This is a genomic window from Halomonas sp. V046, assembly GCF_052645355.1.
The window spans coordinates 49,901-75,456 of the sequence record NZ_JBQXYF010000004.1 but is presented as its reverse complement, the minus strand read 5'-3'; the positions used below and the strand labels follow the sequence as shown (position 1 = coordinate 75,456).

The window sequence follows — 25,556 nt, the reverse complement described above, 5'->3', positions numbered from 1 at the left end:
GGATTCATGAAGATATTGACTCGCGGCCCGCTGGCCGCCGCGCTTCTCGCGCTGTCGCTGGCGGGGTGCAGTCTCGCCCCGGGCATCGTGCAACGGGTAACGGACGAAAACCCGGACCAACTGCTGGCCCAGGCAGCACAACAGCAACCGGCCGAAGCCGCCAACACTCGCTTGCGGGCGGCCGACATCCTAGCACGCTCGGGGCGCCGCCCCCAGGCGCTGGAGGTGGCCAGCAACCTCGATGACAGCCAACTCTCCGGCGATGCCCGGCGCCAATGGGCGCTGCTGCTGTCTGAGCTAGGCGACACCGAGGGCTCGCCACAGGCCGTCATTCGCGCCACCGAAGGGCTGGACCGCATGGGCCTGGCCAAGGATGACGCCACCCTGATGCGCCTGCGCCGCGGCATGGCGCTTGGCCAGCTTGGCGAACCCCAGGAGGCCAGCCGCCTGCTGATGCAAGTCCAGACGGCTACCGGCCGCGAGGATATCAACGACGCGATCTGGGAGAACCTCTCGACGCTCAACGCCAACCAGGCCAGCCAGCTTGCGGTACCCGGCAACGCCCTGATCAGCGGCTGGCTGTCCCTGGCGGAGCTGGTACGCCAGAGCGGTGGCGACATCCAACGCCTGTTCACTCGCCTGGACGACTGGCGCGTCGCCAACCCCGATCACCCGGCCAATCGCCGCCTGCCCCGCCAGATCACCGATCTGCGCGACCTGCGCGGCAAGCAGGTCGAGCGCATTGCAGTCTTGCTCCCCGAGGACGGCCCCCTGGCCGGGGTCGCCGATGCCATCGAAAAGGGCATCCGCACCCAACACAGCAACGTGGTCAACAGTGGGTCCAGCGGCGCCCAGCTGACCTTCCTCGACAGCTCAGGCGGTAACCTCGATACGCTCTACCAGCAAGCCCAGAGCGCCGGCGCCCAAGTGGTTCTGGGGCCATTGGACAAGAACAACGTCTCCCAGCTCGAGAGCCGCACCAGCGTGCCGCTGCCGACCGTGGCGCTAAACTATGGCGAGAGCGCGTCGAACACCACCGAGGGGCTCTACGAGTATGGCTTGTCGGCCGAGGATGAGGCACGCCAGGCCGCTCGTCGCGGCTGGCAGGACGGACATCGCAGCGCCTCCATGCTGGTCCCGGACAACGGCTGGGGTCGCCGCGTAGGCGAAGCCTTCTGGAACGCCTGGCGCGAGCTCGGCGGCGATGTGGCCAATGCCGTGCGCTACAATCCGGGCGCTCCCGCCACCGAGAGCACCCGCAAGGCGGTCTCCAGCCCGCGACCGGACATGCTGTTCCTGCTCGCACTTCCGGACTACGCGCGCCAGGTGCCGCCGACCCTCGAGTACTACAGCGCCGCCGACCTTCCGATCTACGCCACGTCGCACCTGTACGAAGGCCACCCCCAGCCGCGCCTTGACCGCGACCTGAACGGCGTTCAGTTCCTCGATATTCCGTGGCAGATCCCCGACGCCGCCGCCGGGGGCGCCGAGGCCCTGCCCTTCTACGACAGCTACCGCGAACTGCGCAATGAAGGCAATCCCTCGTTGTTCCGCCTGTATGCCATGGGCGTCGACGCCTATGAGCTGGCCAGACGCCTGCCCCAGATCGAGGCCTTGCCAAGCACCCGCATGCAGGGCGCGACCGGCACGCTGAGCTCCGACGGCAGCGGACGCATCTACCGCGAGCTCCCCTGGGCCAGGTTCGCCGACGGCACGCCCTCGGCCATTCTCTCCGGCAAGCGCCTGGGCGAGGTTGCCGACACTACCCAGGACAACCGCCAAGGCAATAACTCGGCAAACGACGGCCCCGATGACCCAGCCAACGCCGAGTGACGCCCGGCGCCGTGGCGCCCTCATCGAGGGCGTCGCGGCAGACTGGCTGAGCGCCAAGGGGCTCGCGCTGGTGGCCCGCAACCAGCACGCCAAGGGGGGCGAGCTGGACCTGGTGATGCGCGACGGCGAGACACTCGTGTTCGTCGAAGTTCGCCACCGCGCCAGCCATCGCTTCGGGACCCCTGCCGAAACGATCACCGCCAGCAAACAGCGCCGTCTGACACAGGCGGCGCGTTTTTATCTGCATCGCAACGGGCTATCATGTCCCTGCCGCTTCGACGTGTTGGCCGTTTCCGGTACGCCGCCCCGGCTCGAATTCGAATGGATCGTAGGCGCCTTCGAAGCGAATTGAATACACTGAAAGCGCTCGGCGTCCGACGGGACAGACCGCGATTTCACATGGACCAGGAAGGCAGCATGGATTTCCAGAGCCGAATTCTCGGACACTTCAACGACAGTATCGACACCAAGACCTATGCCAGCGAAGTGCTGCCCCCCTTCATCGAAGTGGCCAGCCAAATGATGGTCCAGTGCCTGGTCACCGACGGCAAGATCCTGGCCTGCGGCAACGGTGGCAGCGCCGGCGACAGCCAGCACTTTTCCTCGGAGTTGCTCAACCGCTTCGAGCGCGAACGCCCGAGCCTGCCGGCGCTGGCCCTGACCACGGACACCTCGACGCTGACATCGATCGCCAACGACTACAGCTATAACGAGGTCTTCTCCAAGCAGGTTCGCGCCCTGGGCCAGCCCGGCGACATCCTGCTGGCGATCTCGACCAGCGGCAATTCCGCCAACGTGATTCAGGCCATTCAGGCGGCCCACGACCGCGACATGACGGTGGTCGCCCTGACCGGGCGCGATGGCGGGGACATGGCCTCCTTGCTCGGCCAGGATGACTGCGAGATCCGCGTCCCCGCCACCTCGACCGCTCGCATCCAGGAAGTGCACCTGCTGGTGATCCACTGCCTATGCGATCTCATCGACGAACAACTCTTCGGCGCAAGCGAGTAACCATGATCAAGCATTCCTCCTTCCTGACCACCCTCGCGCTGTCGGTTCTGCTGGCCGGCTGCACCACCGTGGCCTCCGTGACCAACCCCGGCACCATCGACGAGGACTACGGCGAACGCACCCTCGGCGCCACGGTGGAAGATGAGAGCATCGAAACCAAGTCGGTACACAACCTCGGCCGTGTCGACGCGCGCCTCGACGATGCGCGTATCAACGTCGACAGCTACAACGGTGTGGTTCTGCTGACAGGGCAAGTGCCAAGCGAAGAGCTCAAGGGTCGCGCCGAGGAGATCGTCTCCCAGGTGCGCAACGTGCGCCGCGTGCACAATGAGCTGACCGTCGCCGCGAACCTGCCCACCAGCCAGCGCCTCAATGACGCCTGGCTCGACACCAAGGCACGTACTGCACTCGCCACCAGTGACCAGGTCGACTCGAGTCGCATCGAAGTCATCACCGAAAACGCCACCGTCTACCTGATGGGCCTGGTGAGCCGTGCCGAGGGAGATCAAGCGGTCAATGTGGTCTCCAGCGCCGGCGGCATGGAGCGCATCGTCAAGGTTTTCGACTACATCGACTGACCGACGGCGAGCCGGCACCCCATCGCCTCGCCGGCTCAGCCGCGATAAAAAACGCCGCGAAAAAAAACGGCAGGCCCCGAGGGCCTGCCGTTTTTTTGTCTGCGAAGCGTTGCTCCACGTCACTCGCCTCGATGGACTACTTGATGACTCGCAGCGACGGACGGCCCTTGCGTGGCGGTATGCCCTGCTCGCCGTCATCGCCGTCATCGGCGTCGTCGGAGCCACCTTCCTGGCTCCCACCACGCTCAACGCTCTCGAGCGCGGGCCCCGAGTCGTCCTCGGCCGACTCATCATCGACCTCGGGCAGCACCGGCTCATGGCCAAACACCATGCCAACACCGTTTTCTCGCGCATAGAGCGCGATGAGCGCAGACATCGGCACGAACAGCATCTGCGACTGACCGTTAAAGCGTGCCGAGAAGCGAATCACCGAGTTATCCATGTGCAGGTCGCGCACCGCAGTCGGCCCCAGATTCAATACTATCTGGCCGTTCTGCACGAACTGCCGCGGCACCTCGACTCCATCCTGCTCGGCATCGACGACGATATACGGCGTCAATTCATTATCCAGCAACCACTCGTAGAGTGCCCTGGCCAGGTAGGGGCGACTAGACTGCATGTTTTGACCCTCTTGGATGGCAAATTGGCTCTCTGGGGTGGTGATCGACCCGGGGATCGGTCCGGTCGCGACGCTTGGCCAACATTCACCAGCGCCACCCTCAGACCGTCACTGCGGCGAGAGATTCACCGTCGGACCGCGCTGGCGACCCTTGGCCAGGACAACGGCCTGGACATGGCCCGAGCGAACGACCCTAGCGAACTCTCGCCTCACCCCGCAGCGTAGATTCGTGGCCGCCTTGCGCCGTAAACGCCGGCATCGCAAGCCGTTCCAACGGCCCCGGGACCCCGGTCAGGCGCGGATTTCGCGCTCGGACTCCGACAGTGCGGCCTTGAACCCTTCTCGGGCGAAGACGCGCTCCATATAGCCCATCAGCGGCTTGACCTGCTTCTCCGGCAATTCGATGCCGAGTGCGGGAAGCCGCCACAGGATCGGCGCCAGGCAGCAGTCGACCAGGGTGAACTCCTCGCTCATGAAGAAGGCCATGTCCTCGAAGATGGGCGAGATACCGATCAGGCTCTCACGCAATTCCTTGCGCGCCTTGTCGGCCTCCTTCTTGCTGCCGGACTCGATGCGCTCCACCATCGGGCACCACTCACGCTCCACCCGGTGCATCCACAGCCGACTCTGGGCTCGGGCGACCGGATAGACAGGCAGCAGTGGCGGATGCGGAAACCGCTCATCCAAGTACTCCATCATCACCTTGGATTCGTAAAGCACCAGGTCACGGTCGAGCAGCGTAGGCACGCTATTGTAGGGGTTGAGATCGGCAAGCTCCTCAGGATGCTTATCCTCCGTCACCTCCACGATATCGACGGCAACCCCCTTCTCGGCGAGTACGATCCGTACGCGATGACTGTAATGATCGTCGCCACCGGAATAGAAGATCATCGACGACCGCTTGGCCACTACACCCATGTAACAATCCTCGCATTAGTTCAAGCCGGGATGATAACACGACAACCCCCCATTGCGGGGGGATCGAGATCGTATCGCCACCAACGAAGCCGGCGGTCGGTAACGCCTACGCCTATCGCCGCTCATTTACCGACATCAGGACGCAGAACAACACAGGGCGCATGGTCAGCCGACCATGCGCCCTGCTCTTGCCACCGCCTAGGTCAGTGCACGTCGCGCCAGTACTCGCGCTTCAGGAAATACGCAATCACACCGAAGATAAAGATGAAGATCAACACCTTCGGCGCGAGAGCCTGAGCATGAAGCTTGGACGGCTCGCCGACGTAGGCCAGGAAGTTCGTCAGATCATACACCGCCGCTTCGAACTCGGCGGGCTCCATCGACCCTGGGGACGTGACCTGCAATGTCTCGCAGGACTGGTACTTTCCGGTCAGCGGGTCTAGCGTGGCATCGCCGATCGCGCGATCCGACGCCGCACACACCTTCTCCTGCACCCCCTGCAGCGGCTCCAGGACGTTGGGCATGCCCACCGAGGGGAACACCACGTTATTGACGCCCGTCGGGCGCTCGGGGTCGCGATAGAAGCTCAGCAGGTAGGTATACAGCCAGTCGGTGCCACGCAGGCGAGCCTCGAGCGTCAAGTCCGGCGGCGTGGTGCCAAACCACGCCTCGGCATCGGCATCGGCCATTGCCTTGTGCATCTGATCATTGAACCCCAGCTCCGGCGAGAAAATCAGGTTGTCCTCCACCAGGTCAGCCGGCATTCCCAAGTCTTCAGCGGCACGCGAGAAGCGCTGGTACTCAAGCGAGTGACAGCCCATGCAGTAGTTGGTAAACAGCTGCATGCCCTTCTGCAAGGACGCCTGGTCCTCGAGGTCCGGCGTCATGTTGCGCAGATGCACCCCCTCGCCTCCCGCGGCGAAGGAGCAAAGAGGAACCAGCGCGAAGAGCAGTGCGAACAGTTGCTTTTTCATTAGCCAGTCACCCTTTCCGGAACGGGTTTCGTCTTCTCCAGCCGGGTGTAGAGCGGCATCAACAGGAAGAACGCGAAGTAGATCACGGTGCACAGCTGAGCGATGGCGGTTCGCAACGGCGTCGGCGGCAACACGCCAAGCACGCCAAGGATCACGAAGCTGATCGCGAACAACCCGAGCATGACCTTGGAGATCCAGCCCTTGTAGCGCATGGAACGCACCGGGGAACGATCGAGCCAGGGCAGCACGAAGAGCACGGCTATCGCCGCCCCCATGAAGATCACCCCGAGGAATTTCGCTTCGAGTCCGAACAGGTTGAAGGTGATCGCACGCAAGATCGCGTAGAAGGGTGTGAAATACCACACCGGTGCGATGTGGTCCGGCGTCTTCAGCGGGTTCGCCGGCTCGAAGTTGGGCTTCTCGATGAGGTACCCGCCGCCTTCCGGGAAGTAGAAGATCACTACGCAGAACACGAACAGGAACACCGCGACGCCGACAATATCCTTGACGGTGTAATACGGGTGGAACGGGATGCCATCCAGCGGCTTGCCCATTTCATCCTTCTTCTGCTTGATATCGATGCCATCGGGGTTGTTGGAGCCGACCTCGTGCAAGGCAATGATATGCAGGACCACCAGCGCCAGGATCACGATCGGCAAGGCCACCACGTGCAGGGCGAAGAAGCGATTCAAGGTAATACCGGAGATCAAGTAGTCACCGCGCACCCATTGCGCCAGGTCTGGACCGATACTGGGGATTGCCGAGAACAGCGAGATGATCACCTGGGCGCCCCAGTAGGACATCTGGCCCCAGGGCAGCAGGTAGCCCATGAAGGCCTCGGCCATCAGCGCCAGATAGATCGCCATGCCGAAGATCCACACCAGCTCACGCGGCGCCTTGTAAGAGCCGTAGAGCAAGCCGCGGAACATATGCAGGTAGACGACGACGAAGAACGCCGAGGCACCCGTGGAGTGCATGTAGCGGATCAGCCAACCGTATTCGACGTCGCGCATGATGTACTCGACGGAGGCGAAGGCCCCTTCCGAGGTCGGGTTGAAGCTCATGGTCAGCCAGACGCCGGTCAGGATCTGATTGACCAGCACCAGCATCGCCAGCGAGCCGAAGAAATACCAGAAGTTGAAGTTCTTGGGCGCGTAATACTCGGCCAGGTGTTCCTGCCACATCTGCGTGGCCGGAAAACGATCGTCTACCCAGCGCATGAACCCACGCTCGGCCTTGGCCTTGTTCGGATTCCCCATCAGGCAGCCTCCCCATCTTCGCCGATCACGATGACCGACTCGTCCACATAGTGATGCGGCGGAACCTCAAGGTTGATCGGTGCCGGAACGTTGAGGAACACCCGTCCAGCGAGGTCGAAGCGAGATCCGTGACAGGGGCAGAAGAACCCCCCCGGCCAGTCACTGACACCGACCCCTTCGGCATTGGGCTCCGGCTTGAACAGCGGCGAACAGCCCAAATGCGTACAGATTCCGATCAGTATCCCGATTTCCGGGCGAATGGAACGCAAGGGACCGGCCGCATAGCTCGGCTGCTGTGGCTTGGCGGAATCAGGGTCTGCCAAGCGTTCGCCGGTCAGGCTCTCGGTACGCTCGATCATCTCCGTGGTCCGATTGAGCACCCAGATCGGGCGACCGCGCCACTCGACGGTCATCCGCTGACCGGGTTCGAGCTTGGATATATCCGCCTGGACAGGAGCTCCTGCCGCCCGGGCCCTGGCACTGGGCTGCCAGGATGCCACAAAGGGGACCGCAACCCCGACTGCACCTACCGCACCTACCACGGAGGTCGCACCTACGAGGAAACGGCGTCTCCCTTTGTTCACGCCGTTATCTGCCATGATCTGATTTCTCCCATCAGCCTTATCCGTTGTTGTTTTCCACGGCTCCTGGAAAGCTCGTGACCACGGATACAAGTGGATTGTATGTTAAGAAATCCCCCCCGCCCGCACAAGGACGCCCCCTGCGACCAAAGGCCGTACAAGGGGCAGTCTATTGACGCAGAACAACTTTCCTCTGGTATGCGCAAGCCGCCCCAGGGGCTCGAGTGCGCGCAGGCACCCCCATCCGACCCCATAGACACGAAAAAACGCCCGGGTCCAGGACCCGGGCGTTGATGTCGGCAAGCGGTGAGTGGATCAGCGCTTGGAGAACTGCGGGCGACGACGCGCCTTGCGCAGACCGACCTTCTTACGCTCGACTTCACGGGCGTCACGAGTGACGTAGCCGGCTTCGCGCAGCGGCCTGCGGAAGTCTTCGTTGTAGTCCATCAGGGCACGCGTGATGCCGTGACGGATAGCGCCGGCCTGGGCGCTGCCACCGCCACCCTTGACAGTGACGTAGACGTCGAACTGCCCCAGGGTCTCGGTCAGCTCCAGCGGCTGACGCACGACCATGCGACCCGTGACGCGACCGAAATACTCGTTAAGATCACGGCTATTGACGGTGATCTTGCCAGTGCCCGGCTTCAGGAAAACGCGAGCGGTAGATGTCTTACGACGACCGGTACCGTAATACTGCTGTGTCATGGCGACGACTCCCTCAGAGGTTCAGTTCTTGCGGCTGCTGGGCAGCGTGCGGGTGTTCGGTGCCGGCATAGACCTTCAGCTTGGCGTGCATGGCACGACCCAGCGGGCCTTTCGGCAGCATGCCCTTCACGGCGCCTTCGATGACACGCTCTGGCGCGTGACCGATCAGCTGCTCGAAGCTCATGGAACGCAGGCCACCGGGGTAACCGGTGTGGCGGTAGTACATCTTGTCACTGGTCTTGTTGCCGGTGACCTTCACCTTCTCAGCGTTGATCACGACGATGTAATCGCCGGTATCCACGTGGGGTGTGTACTCGGGCTTATGCTTGCCACGCAGGCGGCGAGCGATCTCGGTGGCCAGGCGACCGAGCGTCTTGTCCGCGGCGTCGACGACATACCAGTCGCGCTGGACGGACTGCGGCTTAGCACTGAACGTCTTCATGGATGAAATCACCAATTCGATGTATTGGATCCTGTCCGAGCCACGCATGGCGCGACCGGTATCGGATCTTCCCTATTTTTCTTGGTTGCCCGCATGCAGGCGCTGACCCGGAGTGCCCCGAAGACAGCATCACGCACCCGGCGCAACGGTCGAGCGAGCGCGCATTCTACACGACCCGGCAGGGGAACGTAACCCCCTTGCCAGGCATCCCGCACGGAGTGCAACGCGGCACCGAACGATCACGGCTTATGCGCCAGCGCCAGATAGTCCCGCGACTGCATTTCCTGCAGCCGCGACAGGGTGCGCTCGAACTCGAAGTCGAGCTTGCCCCCTTGGTACAACTGTTCGGCCGGCACTTCCGCCGACATCAGCAGCTTGACCCCTCGGTCATAGAACTCATCGACCATATTGATAAAGCGCCGTGCCTGGTCATCGCTGGCACCGCTCATGCGACGCACCGAGGACACGATAACGGTATGAAACTCCCGGGCAAGCTCGATGTAGTCGTTCTGGCTGCGCGGGCCATCACACAATTCCAGAAAATCGAACCAGACCACGTCCTCATGCAGGTAGCGAGCATGCAGCACCCGATGATTCACTTCGACCGGCGCCTTCGGCTCACCTTGTTGCCCGGCGATCTCGCAGAAGCTGCGCGCAAGCTCCCGGTCGGCCGCCTCGTCCAGCGGGGAATGGAAAATTTCGGCACGCTCGAGGGCTCGCAGGCGATAGTCGACCCCCGAGTCGACGTTGACCACGCGACAATGTCGGTTGAGCAGCGCGATTGCCGGCACAAAGCGCGCTCGCTGCAGGCCATCCTTGTACAACTCGTCGGGCACGATATTGGAGGTCGCGACCAGCACCACGCCGTGTTCGAACAGCGATTCGAGCAGGTTGGCGAGGATCATCGCATCGGTGATGTCCTTGACGAAGAATTCATCGAAGCAGATGACCCTCGCCTCGTCGGCAAATTTCGCCGCGATCAGCTGCAGCGGGTTCTTGTGCCCCTTGTAGTGGGTCAACTCGCTGTGTACCCGCTGCATGAAGCGGTGAAAGTGGGTGCGCATCTTGCGCGGAAACGGCAAGGACTCGTAAAACGTATCGACCAGGTAGGTCTTGCCACGACCGACGCCGCCCCAGAAGTAGAGTCCCTGGATGTCCGGCACCACGGGCTCGGCGGGCGCTTCCTGGCGCCCAAACAACCCCTTGACCCGCGACTTCCACCCTCCCGTCAATGCGGCCGGCGGCGAGGGTTCCGGCGATGCCACCAGTGCATCGTAGAGGCGCTGCAGGTGCTCGACGGCATTGGCCTGCGCCGGGTCGTGGGTGAAGTCCTCGCGCTCCAGGTCACGCCGATAGCGCTCCATGGGCGTCTCGGGGCGGTCGGGGTTGAGCTTGGGTGACGTGGCGGTCATGGTCCATCCTGACTCGAATCAGAAGAGTGAAAGGCGCCATTATACCCAGCGATCCGCCTCTTGGCAGCGGACCTGGCCGGCGCGGGCTCTCAAACACACTGGCGCTCGCTAAATAAGTGAACACCGCAGCCCAGCGACGTTGACCCCTTCCGACGCCTAACGCCTATAATGGGCACCCGGCCAGGCCGGTGGCACGACCCATCACAGGCGTCGAATCGTTTGATAGCCCTCAGGGAGAACACAGTGGAAGCAAGCAACATCAACATGGTGCTGGCGGCGGCCTGCCTGGTGGCTGGAACCGGCATCGGTGCATTGGGCTACCACCTGCTCAATGCCGGCGCGCGCAATGCTCAACGACTGAAACTGCGACTGACCGAGCGAGAGCGTCAGCTCACCGAATGGAAAGACGGCGTCGATGAGCACCTGCGCGGCATGGATGAGCTGGTGCATCGCCTGGTGGAAGACGGCCAGAGCCTGCGCCAAGCGCTCGATGATTCGGCCCGACGACTCGGCAGCGACGCCATCGCAGCACCGATCGCCGAGGTCCCCGCCACACAAGAGGAAGAGGACATTGCGGTGCCACGCGACTACGCCGACGGCAATCGCGGCACCTTGTCCGAGGACTTCGGTCTGCGCAAGGCCGGGGAAGAAGAGCACAGCCCCCACCCCCAACGCTACTGACACCTCTCGTGGCAGTGCACGACCGCGCCGAGCGCCCGGGCTAAAGCGCCTGGGCTCCTCTTGCGCAGCGACCCTGGCCAGGATTCTGGCGGCGGGGCCGAGCAGACCTGCCTGACGACAGCCGTCGCCAGATGACCGTCAGGCCGGGTTGTCGATATCCACGAAGCGATGCTCCACCGCGAACCGCTCCCCCAACCACTGGCCCAGCGCCTGAACGCCGTAGCGTTCGGTGGCGTGGTGCCCTGCGGCGAGGTAGTGGATCCCCATTTCCCGGGCCAGGTGCGTGGTGCGTTCGGAAATTTCGCCGGAAATAAAAGCCTGGGCTCCCGCCTCGGCAGCGGCGGCGATCATGTCCTGGGCCCCGCCGGTGCACCAGGCCACCCGGGTGATGTCCCCTGCCTCGGGCGCTTCGATCAGCAGCGGCTTGCGCTCCAGGCGCTGCCCGATCAGGGCTTCGAGCTCGACCGCCGTCATGGCCTCGCCGAGACGTCCGCGCCACAACAGCCCCTGCCCCATCGGCGCATCGATGGTCCCTTCCACTTGAAGCCCTAGACGACGGGCCAGCATGGCGTTGTTGCCAAGCTCGGGGTGAGCATCCAGCGGCAGATGGTAAGCCAGCAGATTGATATCGTGCCCCAGCAGCGTCGCCAGTCGCCGACGCTTCATGCCGGTCACCGCCACCGGCTCGTTCTTCCAGAAATAGCCATGGTGCACCAGGATCAGGTCCGCCTCCCAGGCTACCGCCTCATCGAGGAGTGCCTGACACGCCGTGACTCCGGTCATCACCCGCGTCACCGACGATCGGCCCGACACCTGCAGGCCATTCTCGGTGTAATCCTGGAACCGGGCGGTGCCGAGCAATTCGTCACAGGCACTCACCAACTCATCACGGTCGATCATGGTTTCTCCTGGCATCCTTCGGACATACAAGGGATTCGCGATGGTACAATGAGCCCATTGTACTTGGCCCCTCCACGGCCTGCGACTCCGCCACGCGACAAGGATCCTCGCCGCATGCGACGCACCCTGCTGCCCTATCTCTGGCCGGTCATCATCGGCGTCCTGCTCGCTATCGTGCTGCTCAATGCCTTCCCCGAGCGCCTCGGTCGAATGGCGTCGGCACCCGACCACCCGGTCATCAGCGCTCCGTCGCTCGACGGTAGCGGCCGAGCCGTCGGTCCCCAGCAGCAGGTCCCCGAACGCCCTGCCCCGGAGGTTCAGGAAGCCGGGCCTCTCGAGCGCCGCCAGGGGCCGGCGAGCTACGCCGAAGCCGTGGAACGCGCCGCGCCAGCGGTCGTCAACGTCTACTCTTCACGGGTGGTGGAGCGCGACACCCACCCTTTGATGTCGGACCCCTTCTTTCGCCAGTTCTTCGGCGACAACATGCCCTCCCGCCAACGCATGCTGTCGAGCCTCGGTTCCGGCGTGATCGTCAGCGATGATGGCTACGTCCTGACCAACCACCACGTGATCAGCGGCGCCGACGAGATCCAGGTGGCGCTGCGCGATGGCCGGGAGACGCTAGCGGAAGTGATCGGCACCGACCCGGAAAGCGACCTGGCGGTCCTCAAGATTGATCTGGAGGACCTGCCGGTGATCGAGCTCACCGACTCGCGCATGGTCGCCGTGGGCGACGTGGCGCTGGCCATCGGCAATCCCTTCGGCGTTGGCCAGACCGTGACCATGGGCATCATCAGCGCCACCGGGCGCAGCCACCTCGGCCTCAACGCCTACGAAGACTTCATTCAGACCGACGCCGCGATTAACCCGGGCAACTCGGGCGGCGCCCTGATCAATCCAGAAGGCGCCCTGGTGGGGATCAACACCGCCATCTTCTCTCGCTCCGGCGGCTCCCAGGGCATCGGCTTCGCCATCCCCGCCAACCTGGCGCGCAATATCCTCGATGAGCTGGTCACCCAAGGCCGCGTGATCCGTGGCTGGCTCGGCATCGAAGCCCAGGAGCTCAACCAGGAGCTTGCCGCCTCCTTCGGCCTGAAGGTCCCCGCCGGAGTGATCATCGCCGGCGTCGTGTCGGGAGGCCCGGCCGACCAGGCAGGGCTGGTCCCGGGGGATGTGTTGCTGGAAGTCGATGGCCGCGCGGTGATCGACCCCAGGCGCACGATGAGCGACATCGCCGCGGTGGCACCCGGGACGCCCCTGGCCGTGACGGTGGCCCGCAACGGCGAGCCGACCCAGGTGGAACTGATGGTCGGCGAGCGCCCGACACCCAGCTCTCAGGGGCTGCAGCTCACCCCACAGCCGAACGCTCCCGAATCACGCCGGCTCGAACCCGACGCCCCTGACGCCATCGTGCCGCCGCTCGATGCGCCAGCACCGGATATTGGCGACGGGACAGGCCGTGACCAGGGCCCTGATCAAAGCCCCGGCGAGAGCCCCTATCAAAGCCCTGATCAAAGCCCTGATCAAAGCCCTGATCAAAGCCCCGGTGGGAGCCTCGACGAGAGCCCTGATCAAAGCCCCGGTCAAAGCCCCGTTGAGAGCCCTGATCAAAGCCCCGGCGAGAGCCCCGCCGAACCGTCCGGCCAGTAGCCCGGCGAATACCCAGCGAACCTCCGACGCAGAGGACGGCGTGTCGCCTCCCCGCACGATCAGCACTATCAGCACCAACGCAAACGCCCCGGCGAAAGCCGGGGCGTTTGCGGACAGGCTGGCAGGTTGCTGCTGCCATCGCGCCTACCCTGCCACCTTCAATCACGAATACGGTATTCGGCGCTTCGCGCGTGAGCCGTCAGCGATTCTCCACGGGCCAGCACAGACGCGGTGCGACCCAGCGTCGATGCGCCTTCGGCCGAACAGTGAATGATCGAGGAGCGCTTCTGGAAATCGTAGACGCCAAGCGGCGACGAGAAGCGCGCGGTCCCTGACGTCGGCAGCACGTGGTTCGGTCCGGCGCAATAATCACCCAGGGCTTCCGCGGTGTAACGCCCCATGAAGACAGCACCGGCGTGGCGCACCTGCGGCAGCAGCGCCTCGGGATCCGCCACCGACAACTCCAGATGCTCGGGCGCGATGCGATTGATCAGCTCGACCGCCTCACCGACATCGCGGCAGGCGATCAGGGCCCCACGAGCGGCCATCGATGCCCGCGCGATCGGTTCTCGCTCGAGACTCGGCAACAGGCTCGCCATGGCGTCCTGCACCGCATCGAGATGCGCTTCGTCCCAACTGACCAGGATCGCCTGGGCATCTTCATCGTGCTCGGCCTGGGAGAAGAGATCCATGGCGAGCCACTCCGGATCGGTGTGGCCGTCAGACACCACCAGGATCTCCGAGGGCCCGGCGATCATGTCGATCCCCACCTGACCAAAGACCGCCCGCTTGGCCGTTGCCACGAAGATATTGCCGGGCCCCACGATCTTGTCGACCCGGGGCACGCTCTCGGTACCATAGGCGAGGGCCGCCACGGCCTGGGCGCCGCCGACCGTGAACACATGATCGACGCCGGCCAGGTGCGCCGCAGCGAGCACCAGGTCGTTCACCACCCCGTCGGGCGTTGGCACCACCATGACGATCTCCCTGACCCCCGCCACGTGTGCAGGCAACGCATTCATCAACACCGACGACGGGTAGGCCGCCTTTCCACCCGGCACATAGATGCCGGCACGGTCGAGCGGCGTGACCTTCTGCCCAAGCACAGTACCGTCGGCTTCGGTGTACTGCCATGAGGTCGGCTTCTGTTGTTCATGATAGTGACGCACACGCTCAGCGGCGACCGTCAGCGCCTGGCGCTGTTCGTCGCCGAGGCCGTCGAAAGCCGCCTGCAGACGCTCAGGCCCGATCGTAAGCTCCGCCATGGTCGTCGCATCAACACGATCAAAGCGACGCGTCAGGGCCACCAGGGCCTCGTCGCCCTTCGCCTTCACCTGCGCCAGTATTTCCGCCACGCTCTGCTGCACGCGGTGGTCCGAGACCCCCTCCCAGGCCAGAAGACTCGACAGGCACGCGTCGAAGTCGGCGTCACGGGTAGAAAGGCGAGTCACCGCGATTTCCGGGGCAGATTGGGTCATCTGAGGGGCTTCCTGTGTGCTGTCCGTTCTCGCTCGATGAGCGTCGTAGCGCTTGGTGAGCGCAATCTGTCGGCCACCCGCCAAGAGGCCGTCTCGGCGGGCCGGGCGCAGCCGGTCTTGCTCGGCCGGTCTTGCTCGGCCGGTCTTGCTCGGCCGGTCTTGCTCGGCCGGTCTTGCTCGGCCGGTCTTGCTCAGCCGGTCTGGGCCGGGCGTCGCGCCGCCACCGCTTCGCGCAAACGCGCAATCAATGGCTTCAACCGATCGTGTTTGATCGTCATGGCCGCCTGGTTGACCACCAGCCGAGTGCTGATATCGGCCATCATCTCCCGTGGCTCCATGCCATTGGCACGCAGGGTGTTGCCGGTGTCGACGATATCGACGATCTCGTCTGCGAGGTTCATCAAGGGGGCAAGCTCCATGGCACCGTAGAGTTTGATCACCTCGGCCTGAATGCCCTGTTCGGCGTAGTAGCGCCTGGCCACATTGACGAACTTTGTCGCGACCCGGCGCCGGGCCCTGGCCGGCTCGGCGCCCTTGAGCCCAGCGGTCATGAGCTTGCAGCGAGCGATCTCCAGATCCAGGGGTTCGTAGAGCCCTTCGGCGCCATGCTCGAGCAGCACGTCCTTGCCGGCGATCCCCAGATCGGCGGCCCCCAGCTGAACGTAGGTCGGCACATCGGTGGCGCGAATCACCACCAGCTTCACATCGCTCAAGTTGGTATCGAACAACAGCTTGCGACTCTTGCCGAGATCCTCGACGGGACGAATGCCGGCGTCGGCCAACAGCGGCAGGGTCTCATTCAGGATGCGCCCCTTGGAGAGCGCCAGTATCAATTGCTTGCTCATGATCTCGCCTGATTATCGGGCCTTGGCACGCGGCCTTGGTGTGCGGGCTTGTTATGCGGACTTGCATGCGGGCTTGCATGCGGGCTTTAGCGTGATGACAGTGACTGGGCGAAGCCCCCCAAGGCCGCTGGCCAACCGGCGCGGCCCTGGACGTCGGTCGCGATCGCCTAGCCCGGAATGCGCTTGATCCGCGCGCCCAGCAGTTGCAGCTTTTCCTCGATGCACTCGTAGCCACGGTCGATATGATAGATGCGGTCGACCAGGGTCTCGCCTTCCGACATCATCGCCGCTATCACCAGCGACGCCGAGGCACGCAGGTCGGTGGCCATCACCGGGGCGCCGGACAGGCGCTCGACGCCATTGATCACCGCAGTATTGCCTTCCAGCGCAATCTGAGCGCCCATGCGATTGAGTTCCTGCACGTGCATGAAACGATTCTCGAAGATCGTCTCCACCACCCGGGAGTTGCCCTCGGCCACCGCGTTCATGGCCACGAACTGAGCCTGCATATCGGTCGGGAAGGCCGGATAGGGCGCGGTGCGAATGTTGACCGCCTTGGGCCGGCGCCCTTCCATATCGAGCTCGATCCAATCGTCGCCGGTAGTGATCTTGGCCCCGGCCTCCTCGAGCTTGGCCAGTACCGCCTCGAGAATATCGGCCCGGGTACGACGTACCCTGACCCGCCCGCGCGACAAGGCCGCCGCCACCAGAAAGGTGCCTGTCTCGATGCGATCCGGCATCACATCGTGGTGCGCGCCATGCAGGCGCTCCACCCCTTCGATGGTGATGGTGTCGCTGCCATGGCCGCGAATATCGGCGCCCATCTTGATCAGGCACTCGGCCAGATCGACGATCTCCGGCTCACGGGCCGCATTTTCCAGTACCGTGGTGCCGTCGGCCAGGGCCGCCGCCATCAGCAGGTTTTCGGTACCGGTCACGGTCACGGTGTCGAAGAAGATGGTCGCGCCCTTGAGGCGCCCATCACTGCTGGCCCGAATGTAGCCGGCCTCGACACGAATCTCGGCGCCCATGGCTTCGAGGCCACGAATATGCAGATCCACTGGCCGGGATCCGATGGCACAGCCTCCCGGCAGCGACACATCGGCCTTGCCAAAGTGTGCCAGCAACGGCCCGAGCACGAGAATCGAGGCCCGCATCTTCTTCACGAGTTCATACGGAGCATGACAATCGGTGACCTGAGCGCCGTTGAGCTGAATGCTCATTTTCTCACCCATCACCGCCTGCACGCCCATATGGCCAAGCAACTCCAGCGTGGTGGTGATGTCCTGCAGGTGAGGCAGGTTGCCGATGGTCACCGGCTCCTCAGACAGTAGCGTGGCACATAGAATAGGCAGGGCCGCATTCTTGGCGCCGCTGGCCCAGACATCGCCTTCGGCGGGTCCGTTGCCGGTAATGATCAGTTTATCCATGCAAGGTTACCGTCAGGTCCCCGGGTTTTCCGCCGCGGACTGCCACTGGGAGGGGGTGTACGTCTTGATGCTGACCGCGTGCAGCGCACCGGACGCGATTTCCTCGGCCAGCGCCGAGTAGATCACCTGCTGACGCTTGACCGGCGACAGCTCACCGAACCGCTCTCCCACGGCGACGACCTGAAAATTGCAGCCTTCACCCTGGATATGAAATTCACAGCCTTCCACTCGGCTTTCGAGCAGCGCCTTGACGTCGCTGGGTTGCATGCACGGGCTCCTTGAAGGGTTCACGGGTCGCGCCGGCTCGAGGCCGGCGCGCGCACAAATCACGATGGGGGGCTATGGTAATGAAAAGCGTCGCGCTTGGCGATGGCGAACGCCAAGCGAGGGCCATCTAGGCCCTCGCTTGGGAGAGGAAACGCCGTGGTGAACCCCGAACGACCCTTGCCGCAAACGGGCACGGCGGCCACTGGCGCGCCGCCCGTTGCCTCAGGTCGAGACGCTGGCGGGCAGCAGGCTGTCGATACCCGCGAGCCGAGTCAGACGCTGCAGAGCCGGCGACAGCTCAACGCCTTCGAGACGCAAGCCCGTCTCGCGAATGGCGCGTAGCCACTCCAGCATCACGCTCAGCGCGGCGCTCGAGACCTGCTCGACGTCGCCGAGATCCAGCCGCACGGACTCCCCCTGCTGCCGAGCTTCGAGCCACTCGCGTCCGGCTTCGGCCATCTCGGCCGCGCCGTCGAAGTTGACCCTTCCACAGACCCGCAGAGACGTCTCACTGGCTTCCAGACGGGCATCGTCCATGCTCATCAGCACCTTCATGCGCCGCCACGCTCCAGCTCATCGACGGCGAGTTCAGGCGCCCAGCTATTGATCACGGCATCGTAGTCGCGATTGTACTGACGCATGGCCTGGTCAAACTGGTTACGGAACGTCAGGCCGAGGTTGATGCCGTTAACGATCACGTTGACGACCTTCCACTGGCCGTTGGACTGGCGCAGGGTATAGCTGACCGGATAGACCGCGCCGTCGGTACCGACAATCTCCATGTCGACGCTATCCTGGTCCTCATAGCGAGCCGCCGATTGCTGGTCGAGCACACGAATCTCGCTGTACTCGAAGGTGATCAGGCCCTTGGCGTAGGTATCGAGCAGGGTCTGCTTGAACACATCGACGAAGCGCGAGCGCTGCGCCGGGGTGGCGTTGTTGAAGTAACGCCCCATGACGCTGGCGCCGATATAGCGGAAGTCGGCGACGCCACGCAGGCTCTCATCGACCATCTGCTTAAGCTCATCCGGATGCGACATGAAGTACGACTCACGGCCGTCGATCATGCCCATCAGGTCATCGATACTCGAGCGAATCAGTTGATCGGGGGATTGCTGGGCCAAGGCGGGAACGCTCGCCAGCACCAGCAACAGTGCCATCAACATCTTGTGAAAACGGGCCATCAGAGGCTTCACGGTCGTCATCATGACTCTCCTTGGTGCCGGTGGCTGCCGGCTCAGTCTTTGACCAGATTGGACACGAACTGCTGAATGAGTTCCTCGAGTACCAGCGCCGACTGGGTATCGCGAATGGCCTCACCCTGGGCCAGCATTTCCGGGGAGCCGCCGACTGACAGACCGATGTACTGCTCGCCGAGCAGCCCCGAGGTCAGGATCGCCGCGGTGCTGTCATCCGGCAACATGCCGTCGAGCTCGCTGTCCAGCGACATGACCACCTCGGCGTCATACCATTCGGTGTTGAGGTCGATACTCTCGACCCTCCCCACCGTCACGCCGGCCATGGTGACCTTGGCGCGTGGCTTGAGACCACCGATGTTGGCAAAGTTGGCCTTCAACTCAAAGGTGTCATCGGCACGCTCAAGATCGAGGCCACTCACCTTCAACCCCAGGAACACCAGCCCGAGGATGCCTGCCAGCATGAACAGGCCTACACCAAACTCCATCGTCTTGCTGCGCTTCATCGACAGTCTCCGCAGAATCAGGAAAGCCCACCGAACATCATGGCGGTGAGCACAAAATCCAAGCCCAGCACGGCAAGGGATGAGTAGACCACAGTCCGGGTGGTTGCCCGGGAGATACCCTCCGAAGTGGGAATCAGGTCATAGCCTTGGAACACGGCAATCCAGGTGACAACCAGCGCAAACACCAGGCTCTTGACCACACCGTTGCCGATGTCCGCGACGAAAGCGACGCTGGCCTGCATGTTGCCCCAATAGGACCCCTCGAAGACGCCCAGCCACTCGACGCCCACCAGATAGCCCCCCCAGATCCCGACGACACTGAACCCGATCGTCAGCAGCGGCAGCGATAGAAACCCCGCCCACAGCCGCGGCGCCACGATCCGCCGGAGCGGATCGACGCCGATCATCTCCATGCTGGTGAGCTGCTCGGTGGCCTTCATCAGGCCGATTTCCGCGGTCAGCGCGGAGCCCGCCCGACCGGCAAACAGCAGCGCCGCCACGACCGGGGCGAGTTCACGCAACAGCGACAGCGCCACCATCTGACCCAGCGCCTGCTCCGCACCGAACCCGACCAGAATGGTATAGCCTTGCAGCGCCAGCACCATGCCGATGAACAACCCAGAGACCAGCACGATGGCCAGCGACATGACGCCGATCATGTGCATCTGGACCATCCACAGGCGCAGCCCTTCGCCCGAAGGCCGCCCGAACAGCGATTGACCGAGGAACAGGCCAGCACGGCCCACCGCCTCCAGCAGGTCGCAGCCCTTGCGCCCCAGCCGGGTGATTCGATCGATCATCGCCTGCCTCCCTGACCCAGGATGTCATCATGAAAATCGTTGGCCGGATAATGAAACGGCACCGGTCCGTCAGGCTCACCATGGACGAACTGACTGACCCGGGCATCCTGCTCGACATCCAATGATTCCGGTGTCCCATGGGCCATGACTCGGCCATCGGCAATCACGTAGACGTAATCGGCGATGGACAACGTTTCCTTGATGTCATGCGAGACGACGACCGCGGTCAAGCCCAAGGCCTGATTCAGCCGCTTTATCAACTGAACCAGCACACCCATCGAGATCGGATCCTGCCCCACGAAGGGCTCGTCGTAGAGGATCAACTCGGGGTCCAGCGCCACGGCACGCGCCAGCGCAACCCGCCGGGTCATGCCCCCCGACAGCTCGGCAGGCATCAGCGAACGGGCACCACGCAGGCCAACGGCCTCGAGCTTCATCAGGACCACGTCTCGAATCATGCTTTCCGGCAGGTCGGTATGCACACGCAACGGAAAAGCCACGTTCTCGAACACGCTAAGGTCCGAGAACAGGGCCCCGCTCTGAAACAACATGCCCATCCGTCGGCGCATGCGAAACAGCGCCTTGCGCGACAAACCATGCACATCCTGACCGGCGATCATCACCCGCCCGGAATCCGGAGTGATCTGACCGCCCATCAGCTTGAGCAGGGTCGTCTTGCCCGTGCCGCTGGGCCCCATGATAGCGGTGATCTTGCCATGGGGGATGGAGAGATCGACGCCGCGAAAAATGTCACGGTCGCCGCGGGAGAAATGCAGGTTCTCCACCTCCACCAATGAGGAAGCCATCATCGCGATCCCTTTAGGTCAAAATTGAGTAGCGAGCGAAGCCAATTATCGAACATCGTATCTTAACGCTCCTTGCCCACGCCAGCGCCACCCGTTGCGCGCTTGCGCGCAGAACGGCCAGAAGGTTCAATGGGCGCCCTTTCCGCCACCTCGACTGACGCTGTCCATGCTGGTACCCATACTCGTTGTCCTACTTGGTTTTTTCGGCCTTCTCTGGAGCGCCGATCGCTTCGTCGGCGCCGCCGCCGCCACGGCCTATCGCGCCGGAATGAGCATCATGCTGGTGGGGATGACCATCGTCTCGATCGGCACATCTGCCCCCGAGATCGTGGTCTCGATCATGGCATCGCTGGACGGGGCGCCGAACCTCGCCACCGGCAATGCGCTCGGCTCCAACATCGCCAACATCGCGCTGGTACTGGGTATCACCGCCATGGTGGTACCGGTCCCGGTACGCTTCACCATCGTGCGTCGCGAGCTGCCGCTGCTGCTCGGTGCCACCGGGCTCGCCGGCTATGCGCTGGCCGATGGGCAGCTGGGTCGCCTCGACGGACTGCTGCTGCTGGCCCTTCTGGTGCTCAGCCTGTGGTGGTTGTTTCGCGCCGACACCGCGGACACCGACCACGGCGCCGAGATACCGGGGATGGCGCTCGGCAAGGCACTGATATGGTTGGCCTTGACCCTTGTCATCATGATCGCAAGCTCGCGTGCGCTGGTGTGGGGAGCCACGCAACTAGCACGCGATCTGGGCGTCAGTGAACTGATGATAGGCCTCACGGTGGTCGCCATCGGCACTAGCCTGCCAGAACTGGCCGCTTGCATCGCCAGCGCCCTGAAACGTCACCATGACCTGGCGATCGGCAACGTCATCGGTTCCAACCTGTTCAACATGCTCGCCGTCCTGCCCATACCGGGACTGCTGGCACCGGGCGCCACCGATCCGGCCGCCGCGAGTCGCGACTATCCGGTCATGCTGATACTGACCCTTGCCCTGGCCGCGGTGCTGCTCTGGCAGCGTCGCGGACGAGTGGGACGCCTGATCGGCGCCGTCTTCACCCTGTCCTATATCGCCTACCTCGGCTGGCTCGGCACCTCGGGTGCGGCCTGACTCTTGTGGGAATCACCGCAAACGGCAACAATCATGACCATGACTGAGCATTCCTCACCGCAAACGCCAGCGCTCTCCTTGCGAGACAGCGCGCGCCGGACCCTGGAGCTCGAACAGGAAGCCATCGGCGCCCTGATCGAGCGACTCGATGACGCCTTCGATCGCGCCTGCGCGCTGATCCTGGCCTGCCGTGGACGCGTCGTGGTCACCGGCATGGGTAAATCTGGCCATATCGGCGGCAAGATCGCCGCCACCCTCGCCAGTACCGGCACGCCGGCGTTCTTCGTCCACCCGGGCGAAGCCAGCCACGGCGACCTCGGCATGATCACCCCGGGCGACCTGGTACTGGCGCTATCGAACTCCGGCGAAACCGCCGAAGTCACGGCGCTGCTCCCGCTGCTGAAGCGCATGGGCATCCCTCTGGTCAGCATGACCGGACGCCCTCAATCCACATTGGGTCGCCATTCGGAGGCGCACTTGAATGCCGCAGTCGAGCGCGAGGCCTGCCCACTGGATCTGGCACCGACGTCATCGACGACGGCGGCCCTTGCGCTCGGTGACGCCCTGGCGGTGGCCCTGCTCGAAGCGCGGGGCTTTACCGCCGAAGACTTCGCTCGCTCGCACCCCGGTGGCAGCCTAGGCAAGCGCCTGCTGCTGACCGTAGGCGATCTCATGCACCACGGCGATCGCCTGCCGACGGTGCCGGCAGGCAGCCCGCTGCGCGACGCCCTGCTCGAGATTACTCGGCAAGGACTCGGTTTCACCTGCGTGGTGGCCAGCGATGGTACCCTGTCCGGCGTCTACACCGATGGCGACCTGCGGCGCACCCTCGATCAGTATCAGGACTTCAGCGGCCTCAAGGTCGATGACGTGATGACCAGCCCCGGCCGTCGAGTCAGCCCGCAAACGCTGGCCGCGGAGGCGGTGCGCCTGATGGAGGACAACCGGATCACGGCACTGGCGGTGGTGGACGACCAGGGGTATCCGGTCGGCGCCCTGCACATGCATGATCTGCTCGCCAGCGGTGTGATCTGACCCCGCTTCGCCGCGGGGTGCACACGCACGCGCCGACGTCACTCGTTTCCCAAGCTCAAGGATAGTGCGATGCCCAACCTAGCCGCCCCTTCCCTCCCCCAGGACCTCGTCGACCCCCTGCGCCGAGTGCGACTGCTGGCACTGGACGTCGACGGCGTCATGACCGACGGCCGCCTGTATTTTCAGGCCGACGGCATCGAGACCAAGGCGTTCAACACCCTGGATGGGCACGGCCTGAAGCTGGCCAAACGCGCGGGCATCGAGGTCGCCCTGATCACCGGCCGCGAATCGCCCATGGTTACCCAGCGGGCGAAAGCGCTCGGCATCGTGCATGTCTATCAGGGCGTCGAGAAGAAGCTGCCTCAGCTCAAGGCATTGTGCGAGCGGCTTGGCATCGACCTCACTCAGGTGGCGTACTGCGGCGATGACCTGCCAGATCTGCCTTGCATCTGTGCCAGCGGCGTCGGTATCACCGTGCCCGGGGCGCCTAGCTACCTGCGTGAACATGCCCAATGGGTCACCGACGCCGGCGGCGGGCAGGGTGCCGTACGTGAGATCTGCGACCAGTTGCTGATGGCCCAGGGCCACTGGGGCAGCGTGCTCGACACCTACCTGCACGGCGGTCACTAAACGATGAATTGGCGCATGCTGCGACCGGGTTTTCGCTTCTGGCTGGTCCTCCTGCTGTTGGCCCTTGGGGCAGGCCTTGCGCTGCTCGACCCACACGATGCTTCGGTACCGAACCTGATCCCCAAGGATCAGGCGGGCGAGCCCGACTACTACCTGAAAAATGCGCGCCTGACGCGCTTCGACGCCGACGGTCAGCCCCACCAGCGCGTCGACACACCACGCCTGGTACATACCCCGCTGGATGATGTCACCCGCCTGGAGACGCCCGATATCGCCCTGATCGATGACAGCGGCAGGAACTGGCTTGCCAGCGCCGAGCAAGGCGTGCTGGGTCCGGACGGCAACCCCCTGACACTGACCGGCAATGCCCATCTGGAGGCGCCAGCCGAGCGATGGCGACTGGACACCGAAACTCTCCATTATGACAACACCGACGGTCACGCCTGGAGCGAGACCCGGGCCGTGCTGCGCCAGCCCCCACAGGAAATGGTCGGTGATCGCTTCGACGCCTGGATCCATGACAACCGCGCCCGACTGACCGACAATGTGACCGGCTACCATCCGCCCAAACCCCAAGAGGAGTCTGCTCAATGATGCGATTGCGACCCGCCCACCTGCTCTCCCTATGCCTGGGAGCAGGCCTGGCCGCCGGCCTCGCCAGCCCCTCTGTCTTCGCCCTGGAAAGTGACCGCAGCGCCCCGATTCAGGTCGAAGCCGATCGCCTCGATCTCGACGATCGTGCCGGCACGGCCGTCTATACGGGCGACGTTCGTATTGTCCAGGGCAGCATGATCCTCACCGGCAACCGGGTAGAGATCCAGCGCAACGACCAAGGACAGCTGACCCGGGCGACGGCCACCGGCCAGCGCGCCTACCTCGAACAGAAACCCTCTCCCGAAGAACCGGTGGTCAAAGGCTGGGGACGTACGGTGATCTACCACGTCGCAGAGCGGCGCATGGAGCTGATCAATGAGGCCGAGCTGCACAAGGCCAACGACACCTTCGATGGTGCCTACCTCGAGTACTTTCTCGATCGCCGTGTGGTACAGGCTCGCTCCAGCGCCGAGGGCGTCGATGGTACCCAGCGCATTCGCATGACCCTGGAGCCGGAGCAGCAAGGCAGCCAATGAAGACACTTCACGCCCGCCACCTGGCCAAGAGCTACAAGCGTCGCCGCGTGGTCCAGGACATCAGCCTGTCCATCGCCCAAGGCAGCATCGTCGGCCTGCTCGGACCCAACGGGGCCGGCAAGACGACTTCCTTCTACATGATCGTCGGCCTGGTGCGCGCCGATGCGGGCACGGTCACCATCGATGACCAGGACCTGAGCCGCGCCGCCATGCACGAACGGGCCCTTGCCGGCATCGGCTACCTGCCCCAGGAAGCCTCGATCTTTCGCAAGCTGTCGGTGGCCGACAACATCATGGCGATTCTCGAGACACGCAAGGATCTGGATCGCGGCGGCCGCGAGTCGCGCCTCGAGCAGCTGCTCGAGGATTTTCACGTGACTCACATTCGCGACAATCCAGGCATGAGCCTGTCTGGCGGTGAGCGTCGACGGGTCGAGATCGCTCGAGCGCTGGCCACGGAACCCGCCTTTATTCTGCTCGATGAACCCTTCGCCGGCGTCGACCCGATCTCGGTGGGTGAGATCAAGACCATCATTCGCCAGCTCAAGGCTCGCGACATTGGTGTCCTGATCACCGATCACAACGTCCGCGATACGCTGGACATCTGCGATCATGCCTATATCGTCGGTGACGGCCAGATCATCGCCGAAGGCGGCGCCGATGCCATTCTCGCCAACCAGAAGGTCAAGGAAGTCTACCTCGGCGAGAACTTCAGGCTCTGACAACCGCCGGGGCCGCGACGACGGTGTGGTACCAAGCGCC

At 63.9% G+C, this 25,556-nt stretch carries 29 protein-coding genes and 1 pseudogene; 12 read left to right on the top strand and 18 right to left on the bottom strand.

The genetic code is table 11. The features are described 5' to 3' along the window. The first annotated feature begins 6 nt into the window (after positions 1 to 6). The 4 genes from ACUN9Y_RS06400 (at position 7) to ACUN9Y_RS06385 (ending at position 3,422) form a co-directional block, all read left to right on the top strand. Complete coding sequence (locus tag ACUN9Y_RS06400; RefSeq protein WP_445459856.1) at positions 7 to 1,833, top strand: penicillin-binding protein activator; 1,827 nt, start codon at positions 7 to 9, stop codon at positions 1,831 to 1,833. Further along, entirely contained in the window at positions 1,811 to 2,185 is a 375-nt protein-coding gene (locus ACUN9Y_RS06395) for a YraN family protein (RefSeq protein ID WP_445459855.1), read from the top strand. Before ACUN9Y_RS06400 ends, ACUN9Y_RS06395 begins: the two co-directional genes overlap by 23 nt. A gap of 65 nt (positions 2,186 to 2,250) precedes the next feature. Continuing rightward, complete coding sequence (locus ACUN9Y_RS06390; protein WP_445459854.1) at positions 2,251 to 2,844, top strand: phosphoheptose isomerase; 594 nt, start codon at positions 2,251 to 2,253, stop codon at positions 2,842 to 2,844. Between the two features lie 2 nt (positions 2,845 to 2,846). Continuing rightward, positions 2,847 to 3,422 carry a BON domain-containing protein gene (locus tag ACUN9Y_RS06385; RefSeq protein WP_445459853.1) on the top strand — a complete coding sequence of 192 codons (576 nt, stop codon included), beginning with the start codon at positions 2,847 to 2,849 and terminating at the stop codon, positions 3,420 to 3,422. Positions 3,423 to 3,558: 136 nt separating this feature from the next. Here ACUN9Y_RS06385 and ACUN9Y_RS06380 read toward each other — a convergent pair whose 3' ends face one another. The 8 genes from ACUN9Y_RS06380 to zapE form a co-directional block, all read right to left on the bottom strand. After that, positions 3,559 to 4,041, bottom strand: coding sequence for a ClpXP protease specificity-enhancing factor (locus ACUN9Y_RS06380; RefSeq protein WP_445459852.1), 483 nt, complete (start codon positions 4,039 to 4,041; stop codon positions 3,559 to 3,561). A 291-nt stretch (positions 4,042 to 4,332) separates the two neighbouring features. Further along, the gene (sspA, locus tag ACUN9Y_RS06375) at positions 4,333 to 4,959 is read right to left on the bottom strand and encodes a stringent starvation protein SspA (protein WP_445459851.1); all 627 of its coding nucleotides are present in this window, start codon (positions 4,957 to 4,959) and stop codon (positions 4,333 to 4,335) included. Positions 4,960 to 5,162: 203 nt separating this feature from the next. Continuing rightward, positions 5,163 to 5,933, bottom strand: a complete 771-nt coding sequence (locus ACUN9Y_RS06370; protein WP_445459850.1) for a cytochrome c1 — start codon at positions 5,931 to 5,933, stop codon at positions 5,163 to 5,165. Continuing rightward, on the bottom strand, positions 5,933 to 7,192 hold the full coding sequence (locus ACUN9Y_RS06365) for a cytochrome b (RefSeq protein WP_445459849.1): 1,260 nt from the start codon (positions 7,190 to 7,192) through the stop codon (positions 5,933 to 5,935). Before ACUN9Y_RS06365 ends, ACUN9Y_RS06370 begins: the two co-directional genes overlap by 1 nt. Then, the gene (petA, locus tag ACUN9Y_RS06360; protein ID WP_445459848.1) at positions 7,192 to 7,791 is read right to left on the bottom strand and encodes a ubiquinol-cytochrome c reductase iron-sulfur subunit; all 600 of its coding nucleotides are present in this window, start codon (positions 7,789 to 7,791) and stop codon (positions 7,192 to 7,194) included. Before petA ends, ACUN9Y_RS06365 begins: the two co-directional genes overlap by 1 nt. 297 nt (positions 7,792 to 8,088) lie before the next feature. After that, positions 8,089 to 8,478: a 30S ribosomal protein S9 gene (gene rpsI, locus ACUN9Y_RS06355; protein WP_445459847.1), complete on the bottom strand. Its 390-nt coding sequence runs from the start codon at positions 8,476 to 8,478 to the stop codon at positions 8,089 to 8,091. 13 nt (positions 8,479 to 8,491) lie between these two features. Further along, on the bottom strand, positions 8,492 to 8,920 hold the full coding sequence (rplM, locus tag ACUN9Y_RS06350; protein WP_445459846.1) for a 50S ribosomal protein L13: 429 nt from the start codon (positions 8,918 to 8,920) through the stop codon (positions 8,492 to 8,494). Between the two features lie 239 nt (positions 8,921 to 9,159). Then, the gene (gene zapE / locus ACUN9Y_RS06345) at positions 9,160 to 10,332 is read right to left on the bottom strand and encodes a cell division protein ZapE (RefSeq protein WP_445459845.1); all 1,173 of its coding nucleotides are present in this window, start codon (positions 10,330 to 10,332) and stop codon (positions 9,160 to 9,162) included. Between the two features lie 243 nt (positions 10,333 to 10,575). Between zapE and ACUN9Y_RS06340 the strand changes: the two genes are divergently transcribed. Then, positions 10,576 to 11,013, top strand: coding sequence for a YhcB family protein (locus ACUN9Y_RS06340; RefSeq protein ID WP_445459844.1), 438 nt, complete (start codon positions 10,576 to 10,578; stop codon positions 11,011 to 11,013). Between the two features lie 138 nt (positions 11,014 to 11,151). Here ACUN9Y_RS06340 and ACUN9Y_RS06335 read toward each other — a convergent pair whose 3' ends face one another. Further along, positions 11,152 to 11,913 carry a Nif3-like dinuclear metal center hexameric protein gene (locus tag ACUN9Y_RS06335; protein ID WP_445459843.1) on the bottom strand — a complete coding sequence of 254 codons (762 nt, stop codon included), beginning with the start codon at positions 11,911 to 11,913 and terminating at the stop codon, positions 11,152 to 11,154. Positions 11,914 to 12,027: 114 nt separating this feature from the next. On the opposite strand from ACUN9Y_RS06335, the pseudogene ACUN9Y_RS06330 reads away from it, so the two are divergent. Further along, positions 12,028 to 13,248, top strand: a pseudogene (locus ACUN9Y_RS06330) (Do family serine endopeptidase); the annotation flags it as partial. Positions 13,249 to 13,721: 473 nt separating this feature from the next. Here the strand turns inward: ACUN9Y_RS06330 and hisD are convergent. The 9 genes from hisD to ACUN9Y_RS06285 form a co-directional block, all read right to left on the bottom strand. After that, positions 13,722 to 15,041, bottom strand: a complete 1,320-nt coding sequence (hisD, locus tag ACUN9Y_RS06325; protein WP_445459842.1) for a histidinol dehydrogenase — start codon at positions 15,039 to 15,041, stop codon at positions 13,722 to 13,724. A 191-nt stretch (positions 15,042 to 15,232) separates the two neighbouring features. After that, positions 15,233 to 15,886 (bottom strand): ATP phosphoribosyltransferase, encoded by a 654-nt coding sequence (gene hisG / locus ACUN9Y_RS06320; RefSeq protein ID WP_445459841.1) that lies wholly within the window; start codon positions 15,884 to 15,886, stop codon positions 15,233 to 15,235. A gap of 167 nt (positions 15,887 to 16,053) precedes the next feature. Beyond that, positions 16,054 to 17,316 (bottom strand): UDP-N-acetylglucosamine 1-carboxyvinyltransferase, encoded by a 1,263-nt coding sequence (gene murA / locus ACUN9Y_RS06315; protein ID WP_445459840.1) that lies wholly within the window; start codon positions 17,314 to 17,316, stop codon positions 16,054 to 16,056. 12 nt (positions 17,317 to 17,328) lie between these two features. Beyond that, positions 17,329 to 17,583, bottom strand: coding sequence for a BolA family protein (locus tag ACUN9Y_RS06310; RefSeq protein WP_445459839.1), 255 nt, complete (start codon positions 17,581 to 17,583; stop codon positions 17,329 to 17,331). A 222-nt stretch (positions 17,584 to 17,805) separates the two neighbouring features. After that, a complete protein-coding gene (locus tag ACUN9Y_RS06305; RefSeq protein ID WP_445459838.1) occupies positions 17,806 to 18,138 on the bottom strand; it encodes an STAS domain-containing protein in 333 nt (110 codons plus the stop codon). Then, positions 18,135 to 18,791, bottom strand: coding sequence for an MlaC/ttg2D family ABC transporter substrate-binding protein (locus tag ACUN9Y_RS06300; RefSeq protein WP_445459837.1), 657 nt, complete (start codon positions 18,789 to 18,791; stop codon positions 18,135 to 18,137). Before ACUN9Y_RS06300 ends, ACUN9Y_RS06305 begins: the two co-directional genes overlap by 4 nt. Positions 18,792 to 18,820: 29 nt before the next feature. Beyond that, positions 18,821 to 19,285: an outer membrane lipid asymmetry maintenance protein MlaD gene (gene mlaD, locus ACUN9Y_RS06295; protein ID WP_445459836.1), complete on the bottom strand. Its 465-nt coding sequence runs from the start codon at positions 19,283 to 19,285 to the stop codon at positions 18,821 to 18,823. Between the two features lie 17 nt (positions 19,286 to 19,302). Continuing rightward, positions 19,303 to 20,085, bottom strand: a complete 783-nt coding sequence (gene mlaE, locus ACUN9Y_RS06290) for a lipid asymmetry maintenance ABC transporter permease subunit MlaE (protein ID WP_445459835.1) — start codon at positions 20,083 to 20,085, stop codon at positions 19,303 to 19,305. Further along, positions 20,082 to 20,894: an ATP-binding cassette domain-containing protein gene (locus ACUN9Y_RS06285; protein ID WP_445459834.1), complete on the bottom strand. Its 813-nt coding sequence runs from the start codon at positions 20,892 to 20,894 to the stop codon at positions 20,082 to 20,084. The genes mlaE and ACUN9Y_RS06285 overlap by 4 nt, the downstream gene beginning before the upstream one ends. 163 nt (positions 20,895 to 21,057) lie before the next feature. Here ACUN9Y_RS06285 and ACUN9Y_RS06280 point away from each other — a divergent pair, with 163 nt between their 5' ends. The 6 genes from ACUN9Y_RS06280 (at position 21,058) to lptB (ending at position 25,516) form a co-directional block, all read left to right on the top strand. Continuing rightward, positions 21,058 to 21,999, top strand: a complete 942-nt coding sequence (locus tag ACUN9Y_RS06280) for a calcium/sodium antiporter (RefSeq protein ID WP_445459833.1) — start codon at positions 21,058 to 21,060, stop codon at positions 21,997 to 21,999. A gap of 39 nt (positions 22,000 to 22,038) precedes the next feature. Further along, complete coding sequence (locus tag ACUN9Y_RS06275; RefSeq protein WP_445460079.1) at positions 22,039 to 23,034, top strand: KpsF/GutQ family sugar-phosphate isomerase; 996 nt, start codon at positions 22,039 to 22,041, stop codon at positions 23,032 to 23,034. Between the two features lie 69 nt (positions 23,035 to 23,103). Then, entirely contained in the window at positions 23,104 to 23,664 is a 561-nt protein-coding gene (locus ACUN9Y_RS06270) for a KdsC family phosphatase (protein WP_445459832.1), read from the top strand. 15 nt (positions 23,665 to 23,679) lie between these two features. Beyond that, positions 23,680 to 24,258 carry an LPS export ABC transporter periplasmic protein LptC gene (lptC, locus tag ACUN9Y_RS06265; RefSeq protein WP_445459831.1) on the top strand — a complete coding sequence of 193 codons (579 nt, stop codon included), beginning with the start codon at positions 23,680 to 23,682 and terminating at the stop codon, positions 24,256 to 24,258. After that, positions 24,258 to 24,794, top strand: a complete 537-nt coding sequence (lptA, locus tag ACUN9Y_RS06260) for a lipopolysaccharide transport periplasmic protein LptA (RefSeq protein ID WP_445460078.1) — start codon at positions 24,258 to 24,260, stop codon at positions 24,792 to 24,794. The genes lptC and lptA overlap by 1 nt, the downstream gene beginning before the upstream one ends. Continuing rightward, complete coding sequence (gene lptB, locus ACUN9Y_RS06255; protein ID WP_445459830.1) at positions 24,791 to 25,516, top strand: LPS export ABC transporter ATP-binding protein; 726 nt, start codon at positions 24,791 to 24,793, stop codon at positions 25,514 to 25,516. Before lptA ends, lptB begins: the two co-directional genes overlap by 4 nt. Positions 25,517 to 25,556: the final 40 nt, after the last annotated feature.

Coding starts and splice junctions, on each gene's coding strand:
- ACUN9Y_RS06400 (WP_445459856.1), top strand. CDS start 7: ATGAAGATATTGACTCGCGGCCCGCTGGCCGCCGCGCTTCTCGCGCTG.
- ACUN9Y_RS06395 (WP_445459855.1), top strand. CDS start 1,811: ATGACCCAGCCAACGCCGAGTGACGCCCGGCGCCGTGGCGCCCTCATC.
- ACUN9Y_RS06390 (WP_445459854.1), top strand. CDS start 2,251: ATGGATTTCCAGAGCCGAATTCTCGGACACTTCAACGACAGTATCGAC.
- ACUN9Y_RS06385 (WP_445459853.1), top strand. CDS start 2,847: ATGATCAAGCATTCCTCCTTCCTGACCACCCTCGCGCTGTCGGTTCTG.
- ACUN9Y_RS06380 (WP_445459852.1), bottom strand. CDS start 4,041: ATGCAGTCTAGTCGCCCCTACCTGGCCAGGGCACTCTACGAGTGGTTG.
- sspA (WP_445459851.1), bottom strand. CDS start 4,959: ATGGGTGTAGTGGCCAAGCGGTCGTCGATGATCTTCTATTCCGGTGGC.
- ACUN9Y_RS06370 (WP_445459850.1), bottom strand. CDS start 5,933: ATGAAAAAGCAACTGTTCGCACTGCTCTTCGCGCTGGTTCCTCTTTGC.
- ACUN9Y_RS06365 (WP_445459849.1), bottom strand. CDS start 7,192: ATGGGGAATCCGAACAAGGCCAAGGCCGAGCGTGGGTTCATGCGCTGG.
- petA (WP_445459848.1), bottom strand. CDS start 7,791: ATGGCAGATAACGGCGTGAACAAAGGGAGACGCCGTTTCCTCGTAGGT.
- rpsI (WP_445459847.1), bottom strand. CDS start 8,478: ATGACACAGCAGTATTACGGTACCGGTCGTCGTAAGACATCTACCGCT.
- rplM (WP_445459846.1), bottom strand. CDS start 8,920: ATGAAGACGTTCAGTGCTAAGCCGCAGTCCGTCCAGCGCGACTGGTAT.
- zapE (WP_445459845.1), bottom strand. CDS start 10,332: ATGACCGCCACGTCACCCAAGCTCAACCCCGACCGCCCCGAGACGCCC.
- ACUN9Y_RS06335 (WP_445459843.1), bottom strand. CDS start 11,913: ATGATCGACCGTGATGAGTTGGTGAGTGCCTGTGACGAATTGCTCGGC.
- hisD (WP_445459842.1), bottom strand. CDS start 15,041: ATGACCCAATCTGCCCCGGAAATCGCGGTGACTCGCCTTTCTACCCGT.
- hisG (WP_445459841.1), bottom strand. CDS start 15,886: ATGAGCAAGCAATTGATACTGGCGCTCTCCAAGGGGCGCATCCTGAAT.
- murA (WP_445459840.1), bottom strand. CDS start 17,316: ATGGATAAACTGATCATTACCGGCAACGGACCCGCCGAAGGCGATGTC.
- ACUN9Y_RS06310 (WP_445459839.1), bottom strand. CDS start 17,583: ATGCAACCCAGCGACGTCAAGGCGCTGCTCGAAAGCCGAGTGGAAGGC.
- ACUN9Y_RS06305 (WP_445459838.1), bottom strand. CDS start 18,138: ATGAAGGTGCTGATGAGCATGGACGATGCCCGTCTGGAAGCCAGTGAG.
- ACUN9Y_RS06300 (WP_445459837.1), bottom strand. CDS start 18,791: ATGATGACGACCGTGAAGCCTCTGATGGCCCGTTTTCACAAGATGTTG.
- mlaD (WP_445459836.1), bottom strand. CDS start 19,285: ATGAAGCGCAGCAAGACGATGGAGTTTGGTGTAGGCCTGTTCATGCTG.
- mlaE (WP_445459835.1), bottom strand. CDS start 20,085: ATGATCGATCGAATCACCCGGCTGGGGCGCAAGGGCTGCGACCTGCTG.
- ACUN9Y_RS06285 (WP_445459834.1), bottom strand. CDS start 20,894: ATGATGGCTTCCTCATTGGTGGAGGTGGAGAACCTGCATTTCTCCCGC.
- ACUN9Y_RS06280 (WP_445459833.1), top strand. CDS start 21,058: ATGCTGGTACCCATACTCGTTGTCCTACTTGGTTTTTTCGGCCTTCTC.
- ACUN9Y_RS06275 (WP_445460079.1), top strand. CDS start 22,039: ATGACTGAGCATTCCTCACCGCAAACGCCAGCGCTCTCCTTGCGAGAC.
- ACUN9Y_RS06270 (WP_445459832.1), top strand. CDS start 23,104: ATGCCCAACCTAGCCGCCCCTTCCCTCCCCCAGGACCTCGTCGACCCC.
- lptC (WP_445459831.1), top strand. CDS start 23,680: ATGCTGCGACCGGGTTTTCGCTTCTGGCTGGTCCTCCTGCTGTTGGCC.
- lptA (WP_445460078.1), top strand. CDS start 24,258: ATGCGATTGCGACCCGCCCACCTGCTCTCCCTATGCCTGGGAGCAGGC.
- lptB (WP_445459830.1), top strand. CDS start 24,791: ATGAAGACACTTCACGCCCGCCACCTGGCCAAGAGCTACAAGCGTCGC.